The sequence below is a fragment of the Aurantiacibacter flavus genome (assembly GCF_039710615.1).
Taxonomy (GTDB): domain Bacteria; phylum Pseudomonadota; class Alphaproteobacteria; order Sphingomonadales; family Sphingomonadaceae; genus Alteraurantiacibacter; species Alteraurantiacibacter flavus.
The window spans coordinates 22,217-45,637 of record NZ_JBDLBR010000002.1; the positions used below are offsets into that span (position 1 = coordinate 22,217).

A 23,421-nucleotide genomic window follows, 5' to 3' on the forward strand; every position below is an offset into this window, starting at 1 on the left:
GGCAAGAATGCGATGCGGCTCTTATGCGACAAGCGCGCCTCGGGGGCTTTACCCGGACCGAGCGAACCCCAAATATAGCCCGGACATTTATTTTCGTCTCGGGCTTGTGTTGCCATTATGCAACACTATCTCGGCGGAGAAAGGATTAGGGGTACACCATGAATCTCGAAAAATTCACCGACCGGGCGCGCGGGTTCCTGCAGAGCGCCCAGACCGTGGCCATCCGCATGAACCATCAGCGCATCAGCCCGGACCACATTCTGAAGGCCTTGCTGGAAGATAGCGAGGGCATGGCTGCCGGGCTTATTCAGCGTGCCGGCGGCGATCCGGCGCGCGCGGTCGACGCGGTCGATGCGGCGCTGGCCAAGCAGCCAGCCGTCTCGGGCAGCGGGGCCCAGCAGACGCCGGGGCTCGACAACGATGCCGTGCGCGTGCTCGACCAGGCCGAACAGGTCGCGCAGAAGGCGGGCGACGAATATGTCACCGTCGAGCGGATGCTGCTGGCCCTCGTGCTCGCCAAGACCACGGCGGCGGGCAAGGCACTCGAAGATGCCGGGCTGACCGCCGAGGCGCTGAATGCCGCGATCACCGAGCTGCGCGGCGGGCGCACCGCCGACACGGCCTCTGCCGAGAGCGCCTATGACGCGATGAAGAAGTACGCTCGTGACCTGACTCAGGCGGCCAGGGACGGCAAGCTCGATCCCGTGATCGGGCGCGACGAGGAAATTCGCCGCACCGTGCAGATCCTTGCTCGTCGCACCAAGAACAACCCGGTCCTGATCGGCGAGCCCGGCACCGGCAAGACCGCCATCGCCGAAGGCCTCGCGCTGCGCATCGCCAATGGCGACGTTCCCGACAGCCTCAAGGGCCGCACGCTGATGAGCCTCGACCTCGGCTCGATGATCGCGGGCGCGAAGTATCGCGGCGAGTTCGAGGAGCGGCTGAAGGCCGTGCTCGACGAGGTGAAGGGCGCCGACGGCCAGATCATCCTGTTCATCGATGAGATGCACACGCTGATCGGCGCGGGCGCGTCCGAAGGCTCGATGGATGCGGGCAACCTTCTGAAGCCAGCGCTGGCGCGCGGCGAACTGCACTGCATCGGCGCGACCACGCTCGACGAGTATCAGAAGTACGTCGAAAAGGACGCCGCCTTGCAGCGCCGTTTCCAGCCGGTGTTTGTCGATGAGCCCAGCGTGGAAGACACGATCTCGATCCTGCGCGGCATCAAGGAGAAATACGAGCTGCACCACGGTGTGCGTATCACCGATGGCGCGATCGTGGCGGCGGCGAAGCTGTCCGAACGCTACATCACCGACCGCTTCCTGCCGGATAAGGCGATCGACCTCATGGATGAGGCCGCCAGCCGCATCCGCATGGAGGTGGAGAGCAAGCCCGAGGAAATCGAGGGGCTCGACCGGCGCATCATCCAGCTCAAGATCGAGGAGCAGGCGCTCACCAAAGAGCATGACGACGCCTCGAAAGACCGGCTTGCCACCCTGCGCGAAGAGCTGGCCAATCTGGAGCAGCAATCCTCCGAGCTGACCACCCGCTGGCAGAACGAGCGCGACAAGATCCATGCCGAAGCGCGGATCAAGGAAGAGCTGGACGCGGCGCGGATCGAACTCGAACAGGCGCAGCGCGCGGGCGATCTCGCCAAGGCGGGCGAGCTTTCCTACGGACGCATCCCCGAGCTGGAAAAGAAGCTCGCCGAGGCCGAAGGGCAGACCGAAAACGCCTTGCTGCGTGAGGAAGTGACCGAGGACGACATCGCTGCCGTCGTCAGCAAGTGGACCGGGGTCGCCATCGAGAAGATGCTCGAAGGCGAACGCGAGAAGCTGCTGAAGATGGAAGAGATGCTCGGCAAGCGCGTGATCGGGCAGGCCGATGCGGTGAAGGCCGTGTCCAAGGCCGTGCGCCGCGCGCGGGCGGGCCTGCAGGACCCGAACCGTCCGCTCGGCAGCTTCCTTTTCCTCGGCCCGACCGGCGTCGGCAAGACCGAGCTGACCAAGGCGCTCGCCTCGTTCTTGTTCGACGACGACAACGCGATGGTTCGCATCGACATGAGCGAGTTCATGGAGAAGCACTCCGTCAGCCGCCTGATCGGTGCGCCTCCGGGCTATGTCGGCTATGACGAGGGCGGGGTGCTGACCGAGGCGGTGCGGCGCAGGCCCTATCAGGTCGTGCTGTTCGACGAGGTCGAGAAGGCCCACGCCGACGTGTTCAACGTGCTCCTCCAGGTGCTCGACGATGGCCGCCTGACCGACGGGCAGGGTCGCCAGGTCGACTTTTCGAACACGCTGATCATCCTGACCAGCAACCTCGGCAGTCAGTACCTGTCGAACCTGGGCGACGATCAGAAGGTGGCGGATGTGGAGCCGCAGGTGATGGAGACGGTGCGGGCGCACTTCCGGCCTGAGTTTCTGAACCGGCTCGACGAGATTATCCTGTTCCACCGTCTGGGGCAGGATCACATGGCGCCGATCGTGAATATCCAGGTCGGCCGGGTGCAGAAGCTGCTCGACGAGCGCAAGGTGACGCTTGACCTGACCGAGGCGGGCCTGCGCTGGCTGGGCCGGGTGGGGTACGACCCGGTCTATGGTGCCCGTCCCTTGAAGCGCGCGGTGCAGCGTTACCTGCAAGACCCGCTCGCCGAGATGATCCTTGCCGGCAAGGTGCCCGATGGCTCGACCGTTAAGGTCGACGAGGGCGAGGGGGAGCTGGTGTTGACGGTCAGCTGACTGCGTCCGACGGATTAGCGGCGAGCGTCTCATCCGGGGCGCCGCCGCAAACGAGAAGAGGGGCGGAAGGTCTGACCTTCCGCCCCTCTTTCTTTGCCTGTGTTATCAGACGGGTGCGCTTAGAAATCCAGGCTGAACCCGGCATAGAAGCGGCGGCCCCAAACGTCGAAGATCGCGCTGCCGTCAGTCAGGCCGGTGGCGCTGAGCGGGGGGTGCTTGTCGAACGCGTTATCTACACCGAGGAAGAACTCACCCGAGGTTGCCGGAGCAATCTGGTCAGCTCTCACCGCCACCCGGAAGTTGTGATAGAGCACATCCGGAAACTTCTCCTGCGGATAGGCATCCGGGTTGGTCGGCGGGTTGCCGTTCAGCGGGTTGTAGTATTCGTAGTCACCCAAATACATCGGACCGATGTAATGGGCCCCATAGCCGAACGTGAAATTACCGACGGAGAGGTCGAGATTGAACACAACCTCGTCGATCGGATCCCCAAGTTCACCGCGAACAACATCTTCGAAGGATGGGTCGGTCGGATTGGTGAAGTCGCTCGCCTTCAGTACATGCGTGTAATAGACGCGGCCGTTGAGGAACACGTTGTTGGCGACCTCGTGATTGTACTGGACGTCGACATCGATGCCGCGACGTTGACGCTGCGCGAAGTTGAGCGGGCCTTCGATCAGCGACTGCTTCAGGATAGTGCCTGGCTGCTCGCCATCAGGGCCGAGTCCTGAGGTGTCGTTACGCTCGAACTGGGCGCAGAACTGATTGTTCAACGTCGGCAGGTCGTAGCACTGATCGACAATGGTCTGGGCACCGACGTCATCGATGACATTGCTCACGTCAATGTCGTAATAGTCGACCGTGATGGACAGGCCCGGTACCCAGCGCGGCTGGATTACCGCGCCTAGGGTCAGCGACTTCGAAGTTTCGGCAGTGAGGTTCGGGTTCGAACCCAATAGCGTTTCGAGCGAATAGGAACCTGCAACGAAGCTCTGATAGGCCGGGTTGGTGAGGTTTGCCCCTAGATCCGCCGCGCAGTTGGCCTGACGGTTAGGATTCGCATTAATCCGCGAGTCGGCGCAAGGATCTTCAAGCGTTGCGAAGTTCTGCGAAAGCGGGGACTGCGTCTCGGTGTAGTTCGGAGCACGCACCGCCTTGCCGTAGTTGGCGCGGAAGGTGATGTCCCGCACCGGTGACCAGCGACCGCCCACGTTCCAGGCAAACACCGTACCCGTGGCGCCACCGTAGTCGGACAGACGGCCGGCTGCGGTCAGTCCCAGTTCTTCGAAGAACGGCATGTTTCCGAGCAACGGAACGTCGACTTCGCCGAACATTTCCTTCACCTCGGTGGGGTTCGGGTCGAACGTTTGCAGGGCGTTGAGGAAGGTCAGGCCCGAGTTGACGACGTCGTCGGCTTCGAAGAACGCATCTTCGCGGCGGAACTCGGCACCGATCGCGAAGCCCACAGGACCGCCCGGAAGCTCGAAGAAACTGCCGGTGTCGCCTGCAATGAACGCCTGAACGTCGAACTGTTCCAGCCAGCCTTCGTTACCCGAATTGGAAACGATGTAGTTGGCTGCGGCAGCGTTGTCGGGCATTCCGAACGGATTATAGGGCACACAGGCCGCGATATCGCCAGCAAGCGTCGCGGCACCGCCAGCGGTGTCGACATCGGGTGAAGCAAAAGCCGCGTTCGGATCGAATTTGGCACGACACTCGATGTTCCCGGTGGCAGGATTCACGCCCGCGTCGAGCGCCAGCATTAGGCGCTGAATATTGACATTGCCAAGGATATCGACGGTCTCATTCGTCCGACCGTAGATGGCCGACACTTCGTAGTTGAGGTTAGGGCTAAGATCGCCGCGGACTCCCAGAACAGCGCGATAGGTCTCGCGTACCGTATCTTCGTCGCGGATGCCCAGATCCTCGAAGCTCTTGGCGATGGCAAAGCGATAGCTGCCATTCGCAATGTCGGTGTAATCACCCGCCGTAAGAGGACCGAAGACTGGCACCAGATCGTTATTGATGCCCGAAGCAATCAACTGATCGGTGATGATCTGGCGGGCTTGACCACTCAAGAATGGGTTGTCCAGACGCAGACGCGCGCGACTGTCGTTGAAGGTGATGAACTGGCCCTGGTTGAATGCCGGACCCGAGTTCGAACCGACCGATTCGGCGCGGATGTACTTGCCTTCGAAGAACACCTCCGCAGCCGGGCTGAATTCGTACTTGGCAAACAGGTTCGCGACGTAACGTTCGCTCTCCGGATAGACAGAGACCTGACGACCTTCCTGGCCGGTGTCAGAGTTGCCACCGATGTAGGTGCCGAAGTTGCCTGTGCCAACACGCTGGTCGAAGGTGACGGGAACTAGGGTGCCATCAGGCTGGAAGATGAAATCGCAGTTATATGCTGCGCCTGACACCGAAGTGCCTCCACAGTCCGGATTGGGCGTGGGCTGCAGGAAGGCAACAAGCCCGTAGCGGGAGATGGTGGTATTACGAAGATCATTGAAGAACTGGCGGTCAGGCACGCCGTCGCCAGGGCTCGAATCGGTGTCCACGGTTGCGTAGCCGTAGCTCCTACGCCGCCACGGCACGTCGGATGCGAAAACACGATTCTGGTTCGTGTACTCAAGCGCCAGCGTGACATTACCGCGATCATCCGCGAAGTTGGTGCCAGCCACTCCCGAAATGTAATAGTTGGACCCGTTTACATACTCAGGCATGCCGCCACCGGCGCGGATGTTCACACCTTCGTAGTCGTCCTTCATGACGAAGTTCACGACACCGGCGATGGCGTCAGAACCGTAAATTGCCGAGTTGCCGCCAGTCACGATCTCGACGCGCTCAACGAGCGAGTTGGGAATGGTGTTCACGTCGACAGCCGAGGCGGTCGACTGAATGTCGCTGGGCACATGGCGGCGCCCGTTTACGAGGACCAGGGTGCGCTGAATACCGAGGCCGCGAAGGTCAAGCAGGTTGAGGCCGGCAATGCCGATGCCAAGTTCCGGGTTGGACTGCGCATAGGTGCTGCGCAGCGCGGGCAGGTTGTTGAGAGCCTCACCTACGTTAGGCGTGGACTGCTTGTAGATCTGGTCGCCGCCGAAGTTAGTGATCGGAACCGTCGACTCGATCTCCGGACGACGCAGACGCGAGCCGGTAACAGTGATGACGGCGTCTTGATCGTTGACGCTGGTGGTCGCCACCTCGTCAGTGACGCCTTCGTCCGAAGCATCCTGCGCGAACGAAGGCGTCGCCAAAAGCGCGACAGAGAGGGCGATCGGCGCGCTTGCGCCTTTGAGAATGGATTGAAGCTTCACAGGTTGCAGTCCCTAGTAAGCGGCCAAAGTGTGACCCGAAAATCGCGAACGGTGAGCTGTCGGGCGCAAGCAAATAGCAATGCGGCGAGTCAGCGGGCGTTCACTTGAGCGCACGACTGCTTTAAGAAGGATTTAGTTTCAATTCATATCAACCTAAATTGCGAGATTGTTTCACCGCTGTTGCAGATTCGTCACAATCGCGAGAGGCGCTTCGCTCCCTCGTATTTCCCGATGGGAAAAACACGCTGGATAATGGCCGAGCGGCCCCGCTAAGACAAGGCCGCTCACGCGTTCCGGCGTGTTCCTGAATGGAGAAGACGGTGCCCAACACAACCACCAAGGCCAGCGGCAAATGGCATATCGGCGTGATCGGCGGTTCCGGCCTTTATGAGCCCGGCGCGCTGGAAGACGCGCAGGAAATCCGTGTCGCCAGTGCTTTTGGCGCGCCGTCCGGACCGATCACCACCGGCCATATCGGCGGCGTCCGCTTCAGCTTTATCGCCCGCCATGGGGCAGGGCACGCACTGGCACCCTCCGAGGTGAATTATCGCGCCAACATCGATGCACTCAAGCGGTGCGGTGTCACCGATGTCGTCGCGATCAGCGCCATCGGCTCGCTCGCCGAAGAGATGGCGCCGGGCGACTTCGTGGTGGTCGACCAGTTGATCGACCGCACTCTGGGCCGTGCGCGCAGCTTCTTCGGGGATGGCATCGTCGCCCATGTGCCGCTCGCCGATCCGGTCTGCCCGCGCCTGTCACAGTTCGCGGGCGAGGCGGCGGGCAAGGCGGGCGCGAAGGTCCACGCGGGCGGCACCTACGTCGCCATCGAGGGGCCGCAGTTCTCGACCCGCGCGGAAAGCCATATGTATCGCCAGTGGGGCGGGCAGGTGATCGGCATGACCGCCATGCCCGAAGCGCGCCTCGCCCGCGAGGCCGAGCTGCCCTATGCGCTCGTCGGAATGGTCACCGACTACGACTGCTGGCGTGAGAGCGATGCCGATGTCGATGTCGCCGAGATTCTCACCGTGATGCGCGCCAATGCCGATAAGGCCCGCGCGCTGATCGCCGCTCTTGCCGAGGCCTTGCCCGCGACGCGTTCGGCCAGCCCTATCGACACCGTCCTCGACACCGCCATAGTCTCCGCGCGGGAGAACCTTGCCGGGCTTGGCGCTGCCAGGCTCGATGCCGTCGCCGGACGGCTATTGCAGGGATTGCCGAATCGGGACACCTGACGAGCGATACTTGCAATTTTTTCTCAGCTGTTGAAGGATAGTTGCCTATGCAACAAATGGCTCCTCTCGCGCGGTTTCTGCCTTATCAGCTCTCCATCGCTTCGAACGCGGTGAGCGGTCGGATCGCACAGGAATATCGCGCCCGCTGGGGGCTGTCGGTGCCGGAATGGCGGGTGATGGCGCTGCTCGGCGACTTCGGCACGATTACCCAGCGCGATCTCACACGGCTCTCACTGATGGACAAGGTGGCGGTGAACCGCGCCTGCAAGGTGCTCGAGGATCGCGGTCTGGTGGAGCGTACGCCAAACGAGCAAGATGGCCGTTCGCATCTTCTCGACCTGACCGAATCGGGGCATGAGATGCACGCCCAGATCATGCCGCTCGCGCGCGAGATGGAGCGGCGGATCTGCGCCGGGTTCAGCGATGCCGAGCTCGACATGTTTCGCGCGATGCTTGACCGGCTGCACCGGCAGTCGGCCATCGTCGATGCCGACGATATCGTCAGCGACAACTTCGGGATCGAATAGCCGCGCCGCGCATGAGGCAGGGCGCGCTTAGTTGGCGCCCGGTCCGCCGCCCGAGAAGGCATCGGCAATCGAACAGGCCGCCGGGCCAAGAATCACGATGAACAGCACCGGCAGGATGAACAGGATCAGCGGCACGGTCATGATCGCGGGCAGGCGCGCGGCCTTTTCTTCCGCGCGCATCATGCGCTCGTTGCGGAATTCGGCCGAGAGCACACGCAGGGCCGAGGCCAGCGGGGTACCGTAGCGTTCGGTCTGCACCATGGTGGTGACGACGCCGCGCACCGCATCGAGATCGACCCGATAGGCGAAGTTTTCGAAGGCCTGGCGCCGTTCGGTAAGGAACGAAAGCTCGATCGCGGTCAGCGCGAACTCGTCGCCCAGTTCGGGGTAGGCGCGGCCCAGTTCGCGCGCGACGCGGTTGAACGCCGCATCGACCGTGAGACCGGCCTCGGCGCAGATCACCAGCAGGTCGAGCGCGTCGGGCAAGCCCTTCTGGATCTCCTTGGTGCGCTTGTTGGCGACGTTTGAAATGAACAGGTCCGGCCCCTTGTAGCCCAGGATCACCAAAGCGGCGAAGCCCAGGAAGCGCTTGAAGCTGCCCCAGTCGGGGAACATGTCGGACCAGTAGAACATCACCACGCCGATCAGGCCCAGCACGATCGGCAGGACCATGCGGGCAAAGATGATGACGACCGCCAGCTCCTTGTTGCGGTAGCCGGCCTGCGCCAGCTTCTGCTGGATATCCTTGACCTGGCTCTCCTGCAGCACCTTCATGCCCTGCAGGGTGTCTTTCATCTTGTCGGTGGTGTCGGAGCGGCGCACGAGGCTCTGGCGCTTGCGCGAGCTGTGCGAGATCATGCCCGACTTGAGCTCGTCGCGCCGCGCGTTGAGTGCCTTCACGCGCTTGGCCATCGGATCCTTGACTGTGATCGCGGTGTAGATCGCGAAGATCACGGCCATCGCGGCGATGGCTGCGAGGATCGAGCCAACGAGGATGATATCGACCCCGAGGAGGGTAGGTCCGCCTTGTGACATATGCCTGGTCCTTCCCCGCTCAGATCTCGAAGCTGACCATCTTGGCCATGATGAAGCCGCCGATGGTCATCCAGATAAGGCCGCCGATGCCGGTGACGATGAGGCGATCCTCGGTGAAGAAGCCGCCGATATAGCTGGGGTTGATCCAGTAGATCAGGATGAACACGATGAACGGCAGCGCGCCCACGATATAGGCCGAGGCTTTCGATTCCGAACTCATCGCCTTGATCTTGAGCTTCATCTGCGCGCGCTTGCGCAGCACGTCGGCGAGGTTGGAGAGGGTTTCAGCCAGGTTGCCACCGGTTTCGCGCTGGATCGCCAGCGTGATCACGAAGAACTGAAATTCCGCCGTGTTCAGCTTGTCGGCGGTCTCTTGCAGCGCTTCTTCCATCGTGCGGCCGATCTTGATGCGTTCGACCACGCTGCGGAACTCCGCGCCCACGGGGCCGGGGATTTCCTGCGCCACCACGTTGAGCGTCTCGGAGACCGGCAAGCCCGAACGCAGGCCGCGCACGAGCAGTTCGATGGCATCGGGGAACTTGGCGTTGAACTGATTCATCCGCTTCTTGATGAAGTGGCCGACCACGAGATGCGGTACACCCGCACCCAGCATCAGCCCCATGCCTAGCGCCAGCAGCCCGGCTCCGGTCTGCAGGTAGATCAGCGCCGTCAGAACGAGGGCAAGCCCGGCCGAGGCATAGACATATTGCGTGACTGTCCAGCCCTTGCCGGTGCGGGCAAGGCGCAGCGCCAGCGCTTCACCGCGCGAACCTGCGCCAGCAATCCGGTGCGCCTTGGGGCGGCGCGCAGCGATAGCCTTCTTGAGCTGGCTTTCGACCTTGTCGGTCGTGCTTTCGGAATGGCGGAAACGCACGGCCTGCAACCGGCGTGCGCTTTCCTTGGTCGGGCTCGGTCCCGACAGTAGCAGATAGCCAAGGACCATCAGCGTCATCAGTCCGGTGCCGACAAGAAGGAGTTGGAGGATGTTCATCGTCTACCTTCTTTCACCCGCCATGCCTGCGCCCCGCGGGGCCGGAGTGGCCGGCTTGAATCTTACTCGGCCGGCGTCGCATCGGCCTTGGCCTTCGAACCGCCAAGCAAGGCCTTGAGGTCGAACTTGTCGAGCAGCGAAGAGCCGGACTTGGACGAATTGGCGAGCGCCGCGCCATCGTCTTCGCTGATGCCGGTGATGATCCGGGCGATCTCGCTGATCGGGGCGGTCGCCTTGGCATTCTTGTTGGCCTCGGCAAAGGTCTGGCCCAGCTTGGCGGCATTGACCGCTGCCTTCTGGTCGAACGGGATCATGTAGTTGATCTTGCGCTCGATGGAGGCTTCGAAATCGGCCTTCGAGATTTCGGCCGCGCCGGGCTGGACCTTGTTGCACACCACCATCGGATGAGCGTTGGGCGCGTTGCTCTTGAGCCAAGACAGGATGCGGATCGTGTCGCGGGCGGAGGCCAGCGTAAGTTCGCACACCAGCGCCACGACGTGAACTTCGGCAAGCAGGTGCGGGAAGTTGATCAGGATGTTGCGCGGCAGATCGACGATGGTCATGTCGAAGGCGGCGCGAAACTCCTCCTGCAATTGCAGGAAGGCGGTTCCATCGGTCATCAGCGGCGCGTTGATCGATGCTTCCGCCGACATGATCGCCAGTTTCTCGTTGGCGCGGATCGCCGCGCGCTCGATGAACAGGCCGTCGATGCGGCCGGGATTCTCGATGGCATCGGTAAGACCGCGGCCCGGTTCGAGATCGAGACACAGCGCATCGGTGCCGAAATGAACGTCGAGATCGAGCAGCGCGGTGGAGCGATCATAGTCGGTCGAGCACAGCCAGGCGAGCGAGGTTGCGAGCATCGAGGCGCCGACGCCGCCGCGCGTACCAACCACGGCAGTCGCAATGTGTTCGCGCTCTTCGCCGTGGTCGCCGCCGCGCGGGTTGCTGAACACGGCCTGCGCCTGTGTCAGGCAATCGCGCAGTTGATTGGCCGAGAGCGGCTTGAGCAGATAGTCGTGAATGCCGCTGGACAGCAGGTCGCGATAGAGGCGAACGTCGTTGACCTGACCGATGGCAATCACCACCGTGCCCGGCTCGCAGACCTCGGCGAGCGCGTTAATGTCGTTTAGCGGGTCGCCACTTTCGGAGAGGTCGACCATCAGGATGGCCGGACTGGCCGATATCGAGAGCGACTGGACTGCGTTGCGCAGGCCGCCTTTGTTGCACTTTTCGCTCTGCCAGCCCATTTCGCTGACGACCGGGCGCAGCACATCAAGCGCGGCCTCGTCGCAGATATAGGCGGCGAAGGGATCGCGGTTGCCCATCGGGCTGGGTTTCCAGGGTGCGCTCATTGTCGTTAGTTCCCCGTGCTTGCGTTTGCGGTGACGCCTTCGGAGGCGGTCGGGGCCTGCTCGCGATAGGACTGGATGGCGCGGTTCGAGGTCATCACCGTGGTTTCGCCCGTCCCACGCGCCCCTTCGAGCAGGTGTTCGGGATCGGCGATCATCGCCGCCAGGTTCGAATTGACCGCGCAACCGAAGTTCGGGGAGGTGTTGTTGCCCAGCGTGGTGCCTTCTTGGTCGGTCCAGTCAGGGCAGTTCGGCACATACGCGCGCGAACGGGTGACGACGACGCGCACCTTACCTGGATCGATGAAGCCTTCGGTGACTGGAGCGCCTTCGCTCAGCAGCAGGCTGTGGCGGCTGGCGAGGGCGGTCACATCCTCGCGCACGGCAGGGTTGTCGATTGCGGCATCGAGCGCAATGCGGTCGCCATATCCGATATCCATCGTCTCGAACCAGTCAGCCAGACGCTGCTGTTCGCTGATCGGCAGGCCGCCCGCATTGGTGGCGAGATCGAGCGTATAGTTGTTGCGCTCGACGACCGGTTCGTGAACCGAATAGAGGGTGCCATTGGTGGTCCCGTCGGTCGCGGAGCAGGCGGCGAGGCCCAGCGCAAGCGAGAGGGCCAGGACCGAAGTGGCGGCGCGATTGCGGCTGTTGGTCATCTTCAGAACCCTTCTCAGTTCAGGCTGAAGCCGGGGCGCGCGGCCTCGGCGGATTGGGCGGGGGCAGCAGCAGGCGCGCCGTCGGCACGCACTGCGCCGCTCTGATCGGCGGCGCTTACCGCCGGATTGGCCCCTGCTTCGCCGGCAGCGCGCGGCATCGGCCGGATTGCGCCGGGGCGTCCAGCGGTCTCGCGGTTGAAGAAGAACTGCTCACCGAAGTTGGGCGAGGCATAGCCGTCGGTCGGCAGGCGGATATCGCTGTCGTTGACCGGCTTCACCAGATAGGGGGTGACGACGATCACCAGCTCGGTTTCACCGCGCTGGAACTGGTTCGAGCGGAACAGGTTGCCGAGGATCGGCAGGTCGCCCACGCCCGGTGTCTTGTCGATAATGCTCTGCGCGTTGTTCGAGAGCAGCCCGGCAATCATGAAACTTTCACCCGAGCCCAGCTCGATGGTCGTTTCGGCGCGGCGCGTGGTGAGCGCCGGGATCGAATTGCCATTCAGATTGATGGCGCCCTGCGCCGACAGCTCCGAAACTTCCGGTCGCACGCGCATCGAAATGCGGCCATTGGCCAGCACCGTGGGCGCGTAGCTGAGGCTGACGCCATAGTTCTTGTATTCAATAGAATTGGTGCCAAGCGCCTGCGGTACGAGAATCGGAAACTCACCGCCCGCGAGAAACTCGGCGGTTTCGCCAGATAGCGCAGTTAGATTGGGCTGGGCCAGCGTGGTCACAAGGCCCTCGGTTTCCGCCAGATCGAGTGTGCCGCCGATATCCAGCCCGAGGAGACGGCCGATACCCGACAAGGTCGTGCCGGCGGCATCCGTCGTGGCCCTCGATCCGGGAACTTCGATCAGTTTGGTCGGGTCATTCGGGTCGATCACATACTGCGAAACATCGTTGCCGACCCCGAGCGCCCGGCCCGGATTGAAATCACTGAAAGGCGTGCCTCGGGCGAGGCCGAACTGAAATCCGCCGGTGCTATCGATGGTGGTAAGCTTTGCGCCAAGGGCGCGCACCAGCGAGCGACTCACCTCGGCAAAGCGGACACGCAGGTTGACCTGCAGCGGGGTCGCCATGCGCAGCCGCGAAATGACGTTGGTATCTTCGCCGACGAAGGCCGCAACGAGCCGTTCGGCCTCGGCGGCATCTTCGGGCGCGCCCACGGTGCCGGTCAGCAGCACGGTGTTGGAGCCCATGGTGGCGATGTTCACCTTTGCCTCGGGCATGGCGAGCGCCAGCATCTGGTCTATCGAATCGATGTTCGAGCCGACACGGATATTGGCCGACCAGATGATGTCGCCCGTTGCGTTGCTGGCATAGATTGTGGTCTCGCCGCCAGACTTGCCCATCACGAACAGCTGCCGCTGCGACTTCACCTGAACATCGGCCACCGTATCATTGGAAACAAAGACATCCGTCATCGAGCCCGGTACGTTGACAAGTTCACCGCGCCCGATCGAGAGGACGATATCCTGCGCGGGAGCGATGGTGCCCTGGGCCTGCGCGGGGCCGGCCGGGACGGCGGCCAGCGGGGCCAGCGCGCAGGCAGCGCTCAGCGCGATCTTGGTAAGGCGGCTGTGCATCGACTTGCCTTTCAGGTTGGCGAACTTGCCGGGATGCGGCTGCGGGTTGGAGTGGCTCATGACTGTCACCTTGTTCTCGCGTCTCAGCGTTGACCGGTGGTCGCCGCACCGCGGTCGAGCAGGGAGCCTGCCTTGCCGACCGGCTCGACAGTGGTTTCCTGGCCGCGCGTCACACGCACGGTGGGGCCCTGCGGGACGGCCGCGGCAACGGTCTGGGTCATCTGGCCCAGCGGATTGAACGCGGCCTGATTGCCGGCTGCGGCCTGCTGCGGCGGAGGCGAACGGCGTGGCATGGTGCTGCGCTGGAAGCGCGACACGTCGCCGCCGGTCACATAGGTGGTGGAGCTGTCACGCGGTCGAGAAACCGCCGTGCGCAGCAACGCCTCTTCCTCTTCCTTGCTCGCATTGTCGGGCAGGTCGACATCGCCAGAAGCCAGCGCGCGTTCGAGTTCGGACTGGTTGTCGGCGATCGAGCGCAGCGACAGGCTGAGCGTGCCGATGGTCTGGGCAACGGCGATCTTCTCGGCGATGCGCGGCGTCACTTCGAGCGTGACGGCGCGGAACTGGCGGACCACGGTCTTGCCGTCTTCGTTGGTGACGCTTTCGGTGTCCTGGTCGGTGGCGAGCACGCGCAGGTTGAACAGCACGGTTTCGGACGTGTTGAGCGTGCCGCCTTCGGCATCGCCCTGCACGGTCTGGGTCAGCACGAGGTCGACGCGGTCACCCGGAAAGACGAAGCCGGAAACGCCGGTGCGGGCTGAAACGGGAACTGATACGGCGCGCATGCCCGGTCCAAGCGCGGCGGCAAGGAAGCCGCGGTCGCCCGGTGCGACGAGCGCGCCCTGGGTCACCGGCTCACCGGCAGTGACGGTGTTGCGAACGACGGTGCCGAGCAGGCCATCCATGTTGACTTCGCCGTCGATGAAGTAGGCGTCCTGCACCAGCTCTTCCGGCCACTGCTGATAGAAAATGGCATCGGCGGTGATGATGGTGCCGACCGGAAGGCTGCGCTTGGCGACGAGAACCTTGGGGCCTTGCGGCTCGACCACGGCCGCCTCGGCCTCTGGCGCAGAGGCACCCGCGAACATGCTGCGAGCGGCCAGCGCGGTCCCCACCGCGACGACCAATGCTGCAACCAGCAATACGAGCTTCTTCTTGTCCATGGTGCGATACGCCCCTTCAGGTCCTTGCGCGTTGGTCTCGCGTCATTAGGCGGTCAGTGGTTAAGATCGGGTTCACCCGGCCAGCTGTGTCGCGGGCAGGGCGGGATGGATAATTCCGTAAATGATCCAGAGGCCTGCCAGCGAAATCGCCACCCCGTATGGGATCGTCAGCTTGTCCTTCTGGCGACGGGTGACGTGCCACAGGCCGAACGCGATGGTGAGCACACCGCCAAGCAGCGCCATCATGATCAGCAGGTTGAGGAAGGTGAGCGGTTCGATCCACAGCGCCAGCGCAGTCAGCAGCTTGACGTCGCCGCCGCCCATCGCACGCAGCGCAAACAGGCCCGCCAGCACGGCGAAGGTCGCCAGCGCCAGCCCGATCTGCCAGGCGACATCAGGCCATAAGGCCATGTCGCTGGCGTACCAGTAGATCGGCGCCCCCAGCGCAATCGCTCCGTTCAGCCAATTGGCTATGCGGCGGCTGCGGATATCGGTGAAGGCGGCAACCAGCAGTGCAATTGCCAAGGCGCATAGCAGTCCGTACTGGAATGGATCGTCAACCATCATGCTCTCGTGGGTTCCCCATGAGCATGGGTGCTAGCTCGTAGTGCTTACGAAACAGTAACCACGCCCGGGAGGTCGCCATTCACCACACGCCCAAAGCCGACGCCTTCGACCGGCGCGCCATTCCGGCCTCTGCGCGCGAGACCATCTGGCACGCTGCCGATGGCCATGCCATCCGCCGGATCGACTGGCCCGAGCCTCCCGCCGGGGTGAGCCCGCGCGGGCACATGCTGTTCATGGCCGGGCGCGGCGATGCCTACGAGAAGTATCTGGAAAGCTTCGAGCACTGGCGGCTGGCGGGCTGGCAGGTCAGCGCGGCCGACTGGCGCGGGCAGGGCGGCTCGGGCCGGCTGGGTGTGGCCGACGCAGGGCATATCGACGATTTCGGTATCTGGGTGGCCGACCTTGCCGCGCTCTGGGCCGACTGGGCCGATGGTCGCCAGGGGCCGCTGGTGCTGCTCGGCCATTCGATGGGCGGTCATCTCGCACTACGGGCCGCGCTCGAACGCGTGCTGGAGCCGCGTCCGGCGGCGCTGGTGCTGTCGGCACCGATGCTCGATATCTTCCCAGAGCATCTGCCGCTGTTCGCCAAGCGGCTGGTGGCCGATGCGATGGCGCGGCTGGGCGATCCGGGCCGCGCGGCCTGGAAGATGAGCGAGAAACCCGGCAGCAAGCCGAGCTCGCGCCAGTGGCTGCTCACCCATGATTCGGATCGCTATGCCGACGAGCACTTCTGGCGAGAGGCCCGCCCGGAACTGAAGCTGGGGCCGGGCAGTTGGGGCTGGCTGGCGGCGGCCACCCGCTCGACCAGGGCGCTGTTTGCGCCCGGCGCGCTTGAGAGCGTTGACGTGCCGGTCATGATCGTGGCGACCGCGGTGGACAAGCTCGTCAGCCCTGCAGCGATCCGGGTGGCCGTGCGGCGCCTGCCCGATGCCGAGCTGCTTGAATTCGGGGCCGAGGCGAACCACGAGATCTTGCGCGAGGTCGATCCGGTGCGCGACAAGGCGCTGGCCGCGATCGACGACTTTCTCGCGCGGCGAACGACGAACGGAGAATGACAGCAGATATGGGTGCGCAGGATTGCGATGTTCTGGTCGTAGGGGCCGGAATTGCCGGGGCGAGCATCGCCGCCGAAGCAGCCGAGCACGGCGCTGGACGGGTGGTGGTGGTCGAGGCGGAGAGCCAGCCGGGCTATCACACGACCGGGCGCTCTGCCGCGTTCTGGGAAGAGTGCTATGGCGGGCCGGAGATCGTGCCTTTGACCATGGCCTCGGGCACGGCGCTGCGCGAAGGGGGCTTTCTCACCCCGCGCGGCGCGCTTTACCTGTCGCGCGAGCAGGACCGATCGCAAGTCGACGCCTTCATGGAGCGATTTGCCGATAGCGGGGTGACCATCGAGCGGATTGATGGCGAGGCGATCCGCGACATCGTGCCCGGCGTGCGGCCCGAGTGGAGCCTCGCGATCACCCAGCCGCATTGCGCGGACATCGATGTGGCGAGCCTGCACCAGCATTTCCTCGCCCGCGCACGCGCCGCCGGGGTGGACATCCGCACGCACCACCGCCTGCATGCGGCGGAGCGCGACGGGGCCGGGTGGCTGGTCGACCTTGGTCCTGCCGGTGAAATGCGCGCAGGCGTGATCGTCAATGCCGCCGGGGCCTGGGCCGACGAAGTTGCGCGCGCCTGCGGTGCATGTCCGCTTGGGATCACACCGCTGCGCCGCACCATCGCGCAGGTGCGCTGCACCCCGGCGGTGCCGCAAGACCTGCCGCTGGTGCTCGACATTTCGGGGCAGTTCTACTTCAAGCCCGAGGCGGGCAAGCTCTGGCTCAGCCCGCAGGACGAGACGCCGAGCGAACCCTGCGACGCAGCACCCGAAGAGCTGGACGTGGCGCTGGCCATCGACCGTTTCGAGCAGGTGGTCGACTGGCGGATCGATGCGGTTGAACACAAGTGGGCGGGCCTGCGCAGCTTCGCCCCCGACCGCGCGCCGGTCTACGGTTTCGACCCGCGGCAGGAGGGCTTTTTCTGGTACGCAGGCCAGGGCGGCTACGGCATCCAGACCTCGCCCGCCGGGGCGCGGCTGGGCGCGCAATTGCTGCTGCGCCGCGCGGCCGATGCGATGACGCAAGACATCGATCCGGCACCATACGCAGCGGCCCGCTTCGGCTAGTCAGCGGCTTGCGATTTGCTATAGTTGGCTTGGCTTTAGCAACGAGAGGACAAGTGCGTGTCTCATCACTTTGAAATCTACAAGGACAAGGCCGGAGAGTTCCGGGTCCGTTTCAAGTACAATTCGGAAATCATGTTCTCAACCGAAGGCTATGCCTCGAAGGCGAGCGCCAAGAACGCCATCGAATCGATCAAGAAGAACGGCCCCGAGGCCGAGGTCGTCGACAACTCCGACGCCTGATGTGGTTTCACGGGCCCGGAGGCGTTAACGGGCCCTGAGGTGTTAACGGGCGGAGTCGGCCGCATCGCTGGCGAGGCGATCGACCCGCTCGTTTTCCGCATGGCCCGAGTGGCCGCGCACCCAGATCCATTCAATCTCATGGACCGCTGCGGCATCGATCAGGTCGTGCCACAGATCGGCATTGCGCACCGGCTTCTTGCTGGCATTGACCCAGCCGCGCTTCTGCCAGCCGTGGATCCACTTTGTCATACCGTCGATCACATAGCGGCTGTCGGTGTGCAGGCGTACATGGCACGGCTCGATCAGTGCCCCTAGTGCGCGCAGCACGGCGGTCATTTCCATCCGGTTGTTGGTGGTATCGGGCTCGCCGCCCGAGAGTTCCTTCTCGTGCGGCCCCATCCGCAGGAGCGCGCCCCAGCCGCCGGGGCCGGGGTTACCCTTGCAGGCACCATCGGTGAAAATCTCGACTTCCTTCATGCCGTAAACAGGTCTCCACCTTCGCGCCGATAGAAATCCAGCCGACGCACGAAGGCCATCGGGTCTTTGCGCGTGACCAACGCATCGGCGGGTGTCTCGATCCAGTCCTGCGCGCGGCTGGACACGAAACGCAGCGCGGCCCCTTGCGCAAGCACGGGCAGCGCGGCGCGTTCGTCCTTGCCAAGTTTACGCACGCTTTCATAGCCTTGGACAAGCGCGCGGCCGATCTCGGCGCGATAGCCGTGTCCGTCAGACGAAAAGCTCCAGGCCGCGTGAGTCACGGCCAGATCGTAGGCCATGGCATCGGTGCAGGCGAAGTAGAAGTCGATCAGCGCGCTGACCTCGTCACCGCGCATCAGGACGTTGTCGGGAAAAAGATCCGAATGGATGATCGAGCGCGGCAGATCGGTCGGCCAAGCCTCGGCCACCTCGCGCGCCTGCGCAATGGTGGCGGGCAGCGCCGGGGCGATTTCGGCCAGCGCCGCCTCGCCGCATTCTGCCAGCACCTGCGCGGACGTTTCCGGGCCGAGTGTGTTGGCTCGGCTGGCGGCAAAGCCTTCGGCGGCCAGATGCATCTCTGCCAGCACCGCGCCGACGCTGTAGGCCTGTCCCTCGGTCGGGTGGTCAACAGAGACGCCGGGCAGGAACTCGATCAGCGCCACCGCCTTGCCGTCGAGCCAGCGGAACGAAGCGCCCGCGCGGTCGTGGATCGTGCGCGGCACGGGGCACCCCTGCGCGGCCAGATGGTCGAGCAGGTCGAGGAAGAAGGGCAGGTCGGAAAGGTCGATCCGCTTCTCGTACATGGTGAGGATGAAGCGAGCGCCTGCCCCGTCCTTGCCGCTTGTCTCGATTAGCCAGTTCGAATTGGAAACGCCCTCGGCAATGCCCTTGGCCGAGACCAGCTCGCCCACGTCGTATTGCGCGATCAGCTCGGCGAGAGTCTCGGCAGAGAGCTGCGTGTAAACGGCCAAGGCGCTTGTCCTATTCGCTGTCGGCGAGTTCGCGCGGGAGCTTGAACACCATCTTTTCCTCGGCGGAAACGAGCGTGCGCTCTTCCACCGCGCGCCATTCGCCAAGCCGCTCGATCACTTCGCGCACCAGCCGTTCGGGCGCCGAAGCCCCGGCGGTGACACCGATTGTGCCGACACCATCAAGCCAGGCGGGGTCGATTTCATCGCCTCGCTGGATCAGCTTGGCCTGAGTGCCACACCGTTCGGCAACCTCGACCAGCCGCAGCGAGTTGGATGAATTTGGCGCACCGATCACCAGCACCAGATCGCTTGCCGGAGCGATCCGCTTGACCGCGGCCTGCCGGTTGGAGGTGGCATAGCAGATGTCTTCCGCCTTCGGCCCGGCTATCTCGGGATAGCGCGCTTCGAGCGCGGCGATGATCTCGGCGGTATCGTCGACCGAAAGCGTGGTCTGGCTCAGATAGGCAAGCGGAACATCCTGCGCGAAGGGCAGGGCGGCCACGTCCTTCACCGTTTCCACCAGCGTCATCTGCCCCGGCTCCACCTGGCCCATGGTGCCGATCACCTCGGGATGGCCCTCGTGGCCGATGAAAATGATATGCCGATCCTTCTCTATCTGGCGTTCGGCCTGACGGTGGACCTTGCTCACCAGCGGGCAGGTGGCATCAAGGTAGGTCAGCTCGCGCCGCTCGGCCTCGGCCGGGACCGACTTGGGCACGCCGTGCGCGCTGAACACCACGTGGCCATCGGCGGGCACTTCGTCCAGCTCCTCCACGAACACCGCGCCCTTGGCCCGCAGGTTTTCGACCACGTACTTGTTATGGACGATCTCGTGGCGAACATAGACCGGCGCGCCATAGCGCTGAAGTGCGCGCTCGACGATCTCGATAGCGCGGTCGACCCCGGCGCAGAAACCGCGCGGGGCGGCGATCAGCACGGTCAGCGGCAGCTTGGCTGCGTCCTGAGGCGATTGGCTCGGAAAGGGGGCGTTCATATCCGCGCCTCTAGCGCTTGTGACCGCGCTGCGAAAGGGTTAGGGCACCCGCCACCAGATATACGAGGATATTCGATGCACCCGAGGATGATCGCCACCGGCGCTTTGGCAACACTTTTGGCGTTGGCCGGATGCAGGAGCGAGGGCGATATCGTGATCGAGCAGGGCGTGGGCATCACCGCGCTGCGCTCGACTTGCCCGGCTGTCGGCGTGCCGATCTACACCGGCGATATCACCACTTTCACGCCCGCCGATGCGCGCACGCTCGATGCCATGGACGTGACTGCCTATATCACGAATGTCCGCTCCACCTGTGATGAGAATGGCGGCCAGGTATTCACTTCGGCCACCTTCGATGTCGTCGCCAGCCGCGAGGATACGGCAGGCGCGCGTACGGTAGAGCTGCCCTATTTCTCCACCGTCGTGCGCGGGAATGACAATGTCGTGGCCAAGCGCGTGGGCACCGTGCAGGTGAGCTTCGCCGACGGACAGGCGCGCGCGCAGGCAAGCGGCAACGCGGAGGCCTGGGTCGACCGCGCCGAGGCGACCCTGCCCGCCGATATCCGCGAGCGGATCACCCGCAAGCGCCGCGCGGGCGAAGCTGACGCCGCGATCGATCCGCTGACCGAACCCGACGTGCGCGCTGCCGTTGCGAAAGCCACGTTCGAGCTGCTGATCGGCTTCCAGCTGACCGAAGAGCAACTCGCCTACAACGCTACGCGTTAAGGGCTGGCCGCTAAGCCTGCTGGATATGGGCGCGCGCTTGGGCTAACGGCGCGCCATGTCGGATATTCAAACGCTCTATGCCGCCTTTGCGGCCCGTATCGATGCCGTGCTCTCGGCGCTTGAGGCCGAGGGCGTGCTGCCCGCTGGCGTAAGCCGCGCCAATGTCGCGGTCGAGCCGCCACGCGATCCCTCGCATGGCGACCTTGCCACCAATGCCGCGATGGTGCTGGCCAAGCCCGCCGCCACCAATCCTCGCGCGCTGGCCGAAAAGATCGTCGAGCACCTGAGCCGCGATCCAGCCATCGTCTCGGATGAAATCGCCGGGCCGGGCTTCATCAACCTGCGGCTCGATCGCAAGGCCTGGGAAGAAGAGCTGGCCGCCATCGCCTCGCTCGCCACCGACTATGGCCGCTCGGGCATGGGCGAGGGCACGCGGGTGAACGTCGAATATGTCTCGGCCAACCCGACCGGGCCGATGCACATGGGCCATTGCCGGGGCGCGGTGGTGGGCGATGCGCTCGCCAACCTGCTCCAGTATGCGGGCCACGCGGTAACGAAGGAGTATTACGTCAACGACGCGGGCAGCCAGGTCGATACGCTCGCCCGCTCGGCCCACCTGCGCTATCGCGAGGCGCTCGGCGAGGATATCGGAGAGATTCCGGCGGGGATGTATCCGGGCGAATACCTGAAGCCTATCGGCAAGCTGCTGGCCGAGGAATTCGGCGACAAATATCGCGAAGCGCCCGAAAGCGAATGGCTGCTGCTGTTCCGCGGCAAGGCGGTCGCCGCGATGATGGACCAGATCCGCGCGGACCTCGCCATGCTTGGCATTCAGCACGATGTGTTCTCGTCGGAGGCCGAATTGCAGGCGGCGGGCAAGCCCGAGCAGGCCGAAGCATGGCTGCGCGAACATGACCTCGTTTACGATGGCGTGCTCGAAGCTCCCAAGGGCAAGGCCCCGCCCGAAGACTGGGAGCCGGTCGAGCTGCCGCTGTTCCGCAGCACCAAGTTCGGTGACGATCAGGATCGTCCGATCAAGAAGAGCGACGGCAAGTGGACCTACTTCGGGGCCGACCTCGCCTACCACATGCAGAAGGCCGAAAGCGCCGACGCGCTGATCGACATCTGGGGCGCCGACCACGCCGGCACCGTCAAGCGGATCAAGGCTGCCGTTGCCGCGCTCGCCGAGGGCGAGGGCAAGGTGATCCCGTTCGACGTGAAGCTGGTGCAGATGGTGCAGCTGCTGCGCGATGGCGAACCGGCGAAAATGTCTAAGCGTTCCGGTAACTTCGTCACCATTGCCGATATGGTGGATGAGGTCGGCAAGGACGTGGTCCGCTTCTCCATGCTGACCCGCAAGCCCGATGCGCAGATGGACTTCGACTTCGTCAAGGTGGTCGAGACCAGCAAGGACAACCCGGTTTTCTACGTCCAGTATGCCCATGCCCGGATATGCTCGATCCTGCGCCGCGCGGCGGAAGAGGGCGTGGAGCCGCTGCCCGATCAGGCCGAGCTGCTGGGCGAGGACGAGCTGGCGCTGATCAAGCTGGCCGCGCAGTTCCCGCGCGAGGTCGAGGCGGCAGCGCGTGCGCGCGAGCCGCACCGGATCGCGTTTTACCTCTACGAACTGGCCGGGGCGCTCCACGGCTGGTGGAACATGGGCAACGACGATCCGCAAAAACGTATCATTGTTGCACAGAAATTAACCATTTCCGGGGCAAGACTTTTCCTCGCCCAACAGATCGGGCAAGTTATTCGCAACGGTCTCGCAATATTGGGGGTCGAGGCGGTCGAGGAGTTGTAGGCAATGCAGACGGGTGGCGATGATCGCAACGGGGACGCAATTCCCGATGATGTGGCTGGCAGCGACGATGACAACATCGACGCGCGTGCAATCACGCAGGATCAGCTGCCCGAACAGTCATTGCGGCATTCCGACGAGGAAGAGGACCTGCCCGAAGAGCCGGTGATGCTCTCCGATATGGACGAGCGGCTGCCGTGGCTTGAATCGGATGAAGACCAAAACGAGGGCGGGGTCGATGTCGGTCGGCTGGTGGCGCTCGTGGTGGTGGCGCTGGCCGCATTGCTTGGCCTGCTCGCGCTGCTTTGGTTCCTGTCGCAGCCCGCCGAGGATGGCGAGTTGCAGGCCGAAGGCAGCACGATCGAAGCCCCTGAGGAACCCTATCGCACCGCGCCCGACGATCCCGGCGGCACCGAGGTTGCCGGCACCGGCGACATGAGCTTCGAGGTGGGCGAGGGGCAGAGCCGCGATTCGCAGCTTGCGAGCGATAGCACCCCCACACCAAGCATCGACCGCACGCAGAGCGAAGCGGGGGCCAGCCCCGAGCCGAGCCCGACGCCTTCGGCCAGCGCTTCTACGAGCAGCGCCAGCGGCGTGCCGATCCAGGTTGCTGCCTATTCCAGCCGCGCCCGCGCCGAGCAAGGCTGGAACGAGGTTCGGGGCCGTTATGAAGCGCTGAGTGGCCTCAACCACCGCATTCAGGAAGCGGTGGTCGATGGGGCGACGGTGTACCGCTTGCAGGCTCTGGCGGGCTCGGCCTCGGCTGCCGAGGAGGTCTGCCGGTCGGTTCGCGCCGCTGGCGGCGACTGTCAGGTGAAGCGATAAGCAGGCAGCGGGCGGAGAGTTTTCCCCGCCCGCACTGGCTGTCC

The 23,421-nt window shown here is 64.2% G+C and carries 20 protein-coding genes; 9 read left to right on the top strand and 11 right to left on the bottom strand.

Annotated features, from left to right (window positions below):
• The first annotated feature begins 158 nt into the window (after positions 1–158).
• Positions 159–2,738, top strand: coding sequence for an ATP-dependent chaperone ClpB (gene clpB / locus ABDJ38_RS04815; RefSeq protein WP_346783949.1), 2,580 nt, complete (start codon positions 159–161; stop codon positions 2,736–2,738).
• Between the two features lie 119 nt (positions 2,739–2,857).
• Here clpB and ABDJ38_RS04820 read toward each other — a convergent pair whose 3' ends face one another.
• Positions 2,858–6,058 carry a TonB-dependent receptor domain-containing protein gene (locus tag ABDJ38_RS04820; protein WP_346783950.1) on the bottom strand — a complete coding sequence of 1,067 codons (3,201 nt, stop codon included), beginning with the start codon at positions 6,056–6,058 and terminating at the stop codon, positions 2,858–2,860.
• A 320-nt stretch (positions 6,059–6,378) separates the two neighbouring features.
• On the opposite strand from ABDJ38_RS04820, the gene mtnP reads away from it, so the two are divergent.
• The gene (gene mtnP / locus ABDJ38_RS04825) at positions 6,379–7,290 is read left to right on the top strand and encodes an S-methyl-5'-thioadenosine phosphorylase (protein WP_346783951.1); all 912 of its coding nucleotides are present in this window, start codon (positions 6,379–6,381) and stop codon (positions 7,288–7,290) included.
• A gap of 47 nt (positions 7,291–7,337) precedes the next feature.
• A complete protein-coding gene (locus ABDJ38_RS04830) occupies positions 7,338–7,817 on the top strand; it encodes a MarR family winged helix-turn-helix transcriptional regulator (protein ID WP_346783952.1) in 480 nt (159 codons plus the stop codon).
• 27 nt (positions 7,818–7,844) lie between these two features.
• Here ABDJ38_RS04830 and ABDJ38_RS04835 read toward each other — a convergent pair whose 3' ends face one another.
• The 7 genes from ABDJ38_RS04835 to ABDJ38_RS04865 form a co-directional block, all read right to left on the bottom strand.
• Positions 7,845–8,852 (bottom strand): type II secretion system F family protein, encoded by a 1,008-nt coding sequence (locus tag ABDJ38_RS04835; protein ID WP_346783953.1) that lies wholly within the window; start codon positions 8,850–8,852, stop codon positions 7,845–7,847.
• Positions 8,853–8,871: 19 nt separating this feature from the next.
• Positions 8,872–9,843: a type II secretion system F family protein gene (locus ABDJ38_RS04840; protein ID WP_346783954.1), complete on the bottom strand. Its 972-nt coding sequence runs from the start codon at positions 9,841–9,843 to the stop codon at positions 8,872–8,874.
• A 62-nt stretch (positions 9,844–9,905) separates the two neighbouring features.
• Entirely contained in the window at positions 9,906–11,198 is a 1,293-nt protein-coding gene (locus tag ABDJ38_RS04845) for a pilus assembly protein CpaE (RefSeq protein WP_346783955.1), read from the bottom strand.
• Positions 11,199–11,203: 5 nt separating this feature from the next.
• Positions 11,204–11,854: a CpaD family pilus assembly protein gene (locus ABDJ38_RS04850; RefSeq protein WP_346783956.1), complete on the bottom strand. Its 651-nt coding sequence runs from the start codon at positions 11,852–11,854 to the stop codon at positions 11,204–11,206.
• A 14-nt stretch (positions 11,855–11,868) separates the two neighbouring features.
• On the bottom strand, positions 11,869–13,503 hold the full coding sequence (locus ABDJ38_RS04855; protein ID WP_429771088.1) for a type II and III secretion system protein family protein: 1,635 nt from the start codon (positions 13,501–13,503) through the stop codon (positions 11,869–11,871).
• A 23-nt stretch (positions 13,504–13,526) separates the two neighbouring features.
• Complete coding sequence (gene cpaB, locus ABDJ38_RS04860; RefSeq protein WP_346783957.1) at positions 13,527–14,606, bottom strand: Flp pilus assembly protein CpaB; 1,080 nt, start codon at positions 14,604–14,606, stop codon at positions 13,527–13,529.
• Positions 14,607–14,678: 72 nt separating this feature from the next.
• A complete protein-coding gene (locus tag ABDJ38_RS04865) occupies positions 14,679–15,170 on the bottom strand; it encodes an A24 family peptidase (RefSeq protein ID WP_346784747.1) in 492 nt (163 codons plus the stop codon).
• 146 nt (positions 15,171–15,316) lie between these two features.
• Between ABDJ38_RS04865 and ABDJ38_RS04870 the strand changes: the two genes are divergently transcribed.
• The 3 genes from ABDJ38_RS04870 to ABDJ38_RS04880 are packed head-to-tail and all read left to right on the top strand — an operon-like array spanning position 15,317 to position 17,583.
• Entirely contained in the window at positions 15,317–16,228 is a 912-nt protein-coding gene (locus ABDJ38_RS04870) for an alpha/beta fold hydrolase (protein WP_346784748.1), read from the top strand.
• Entirely contained in the window at positions 16,225–17,343 is a 1,119-nt protein-coding gene (locus tag ABDJ38_RS04875) for an NAD(P)/FAD-dependent oxidoreductase (RefSeq protein ID WP_346783958.1), read from the top strand. Before ABDJ38_RS04870 ends, ABDJ38_RS04875 begins: the two co-directional genes overlap by 4 nt.
• Before the next feature lie 57 nt (positions 17,344–17,400).
• Positions 17,401–17,583: a YegP family protein gene (locus tag ABDJ38_RS04880; protein ID WP_346783959.1), complete on the top strand. Its 183-nt coding sequence runs from the start codon at positions 17,401–17,403 to the stop codon at positions 17,581–17,583.
• A gap of 42 nt (positions 17,584–17,625) precedes the next feature.
• Here ABDJ38_RS04880 and rnhA read toward each other — a convergent pair whose 3' ends face one another.
• From rnhA to ispH, 3 genes are read right to left on the bottom strand one after another with little or no spacing between them, the layout of a single operon-like run.
• On the bottom strand, positions 17,626–18,060 hold the full coding sequence (gene rnhA / locus ABDJ38_RS04885) for a ribonuclease HI (protein WP_346783960.1): 435 nt from the start codon (positions 18,058–18,060) through the stop codon (positions 17,626–17,628).
• Positions 18,057–19,031: a homoserine kinase gene (thrB, locus tag ABDJ38_RS04890; RefSeq protein ID WP_346783961.1), complete on the bottom strand. Its 975-nt coding sequence runs from the start codon at positions 19,029–19,031 to the stop codon at positions 18,057–18,059. The genes rnhA and thrB overlap by 4 nt, the downstream gene beginning before the upstream one ends.
• Before the next feature lie 10 nt (positions 19,032–19,041).
• Entirely contained in the window at positions 19,042–20,025 is a 984-nt protein-coding gene (gene ispH / locus ABDJ38_RS04895) for a 4-hydroxy-3-methylbut-2-enyl diphosphate reductase (RefSeq protein WP_346783962.1), read from the bottom strand.
• 75 nt (positions 20,026–20,100) lie between these two features.
• On the opposite strand from ispH, the gene ABDJ38_RS04900 reads away from it, so the two are divergent.
• The 3 genes from ABDJ38_RS04900 to ABDJ38_RS04910 are packed head-to-tail and all read left to right on the top strand — an operon-like array spanning position 20,101 to position 23,377.
• Positions 20,101–20,751, top strand: coding sequence for a hypothetical protein (locus ABDJ38_RS04900; RefSeq protein WP_346783963.1), 651 nt, complete (start codon positions 20,101–20,103; stop codon positions 20,749–20,751).
• A 55-nt stretch (positions 20,752–20,806) separates the two neighbouring features.
• The gene (gene argS, locus ABDJ38_RS04905; protein ID WP_346783964.1) at positions 20,807–22,555 is read left to right on the top strand and encodes an arginine--tRNA ligase; all 1,749 of its coding nucleotides are present in this window, start codon (positions 20,807–20,809) and stop codon (positions 22,553–22,555) included.
• Positions 22,556–22,558: 3 nt separating this feature from the next.
• Complete coding sequence (locus ABDJ38_RS04910) at positions 22,559–23,377, top strand: SPOR domain-containing protein (protein WP_346783965.1); 819 nt, start codon at positions 22,559–22,561, stop codon at positions 23,375–23,377.
• Positions 23,378–23,421 lie beyond the last annotated feature (44 nt).

What these genes read in the sequence shown, in the direction of transcription:
- clpB (WP_346783949.1), top strand. Translation starts at nt 159, where the DNA reads ATGAATCTCGAAAAATTCACCGACCGGGCGCGCGGGTTCCTGCAGAGC.
- ABDJ38_RS04830 (WP_346783952.1), top strand. Translation starts at nt 7,338, where the DNA reads ATGCAACAAATGGCTCCTCTCGCGCGGTTTCTGCCTTATCAGCTCTCC.
- ABDJ38_RS04835 (WP_346783953.1), bottom strand. Translation starts at nt 8,852, where the DNA reads ATGTCACAAGGCGGACCTACCCTCCTCGGGGTCGATATCATCCTCGTT.
- ABDJ38_RS04840 (WP_346783954.1), bottom strand. Translation starts at nt 9,843, where the DNA reads ATGAACATCCTCCAACTCCTTCTTGTCGGCACCGGACTGATGACGCTG.
- ABDJ38_RS04845 (WP_346783955.1), bottom strand. Translation starts at nt 11,198, where the DNA reads ATGAGCGCACCCTGGAAACCCAGCCCGATGGGCAACCGCGATCCCTTC.
- ABDJ38_RS04850 (WP_346783956.1), bottom strand. Translation starts at nt 11,854, where the DNA reads ATGACCAACAGCCGCAATCGCGCCGCCACTTCGGTCCTGGCCCTCTCG.
- ABDJ38_RS04855 (WP_429771088.1), bottom strand. Translation starts at nt 13,503, where the DNA reads ATGAGCCACTCCAACCCGCAGCCGCATCCCGGCAAGTTCGCCAACCTG.
- cpaB (WP_346783957.1), bottom strand. Translation starts at nt 14,606, where the DNA reads ATGGACAAGAAGAAGCTCGTATTGCTGGTTGCAGCATTGGTCGTCGCG.
- ABDJ38_RS04865 (WP_346784747.1), bottom strand. Translation starts at nt 15,170, where the DNA reads ATGGTTGACGATCCATTCCAGTACGGACTGCTATGCGCCTTGGCAATT.
- ABDJ38_RS04875 (WP_346783958.1), top strand. Translation starts at nt 16,225, where the DNA reads ATGACAGCAGATATGGGTGCGCAGGATTGCGATGTTCTGGTCGTAGGG.
- rnhA (WP_346783960.1), bottom strand. Translation starts at nt 18,060, where the DNA reads ATGAAGGAAGTCGAGATTTTCACCGATGGTGCCTGCAAGGGTAACCCC.
- ispH (WP_346783962.1), bottom strand. Translation starts at nt 20,025, where the DNA reads ATGAACGCCCCCTTTCCGAGCCAATCGCCTCAGGACGCAGCCAAGCTG.
- ABDJ38_RS04900 (WP_346783963.1), top strand. Translation starts at nt 20,101, where the DNA reads ATGCACCCGAGGATGATCGCCACCGGCGCTTTGGCAACACTTTTGGCG.
- argS (WP_346783964.1), top strand. Translation starts at nt 20,807, where the DNA reads ATGTCGGATATTCAAACGCTCTATGCCGCCTTTGCGGCCCGTATCGAT.
- ABDJ38_RS04910 (WP_346783965.1), top strand. Translation starts at nt 22,559, where the DNA reads ATGCAGACGGGTGGCGATGATCGCAACGGGGACGCAATTCCCGATGAT.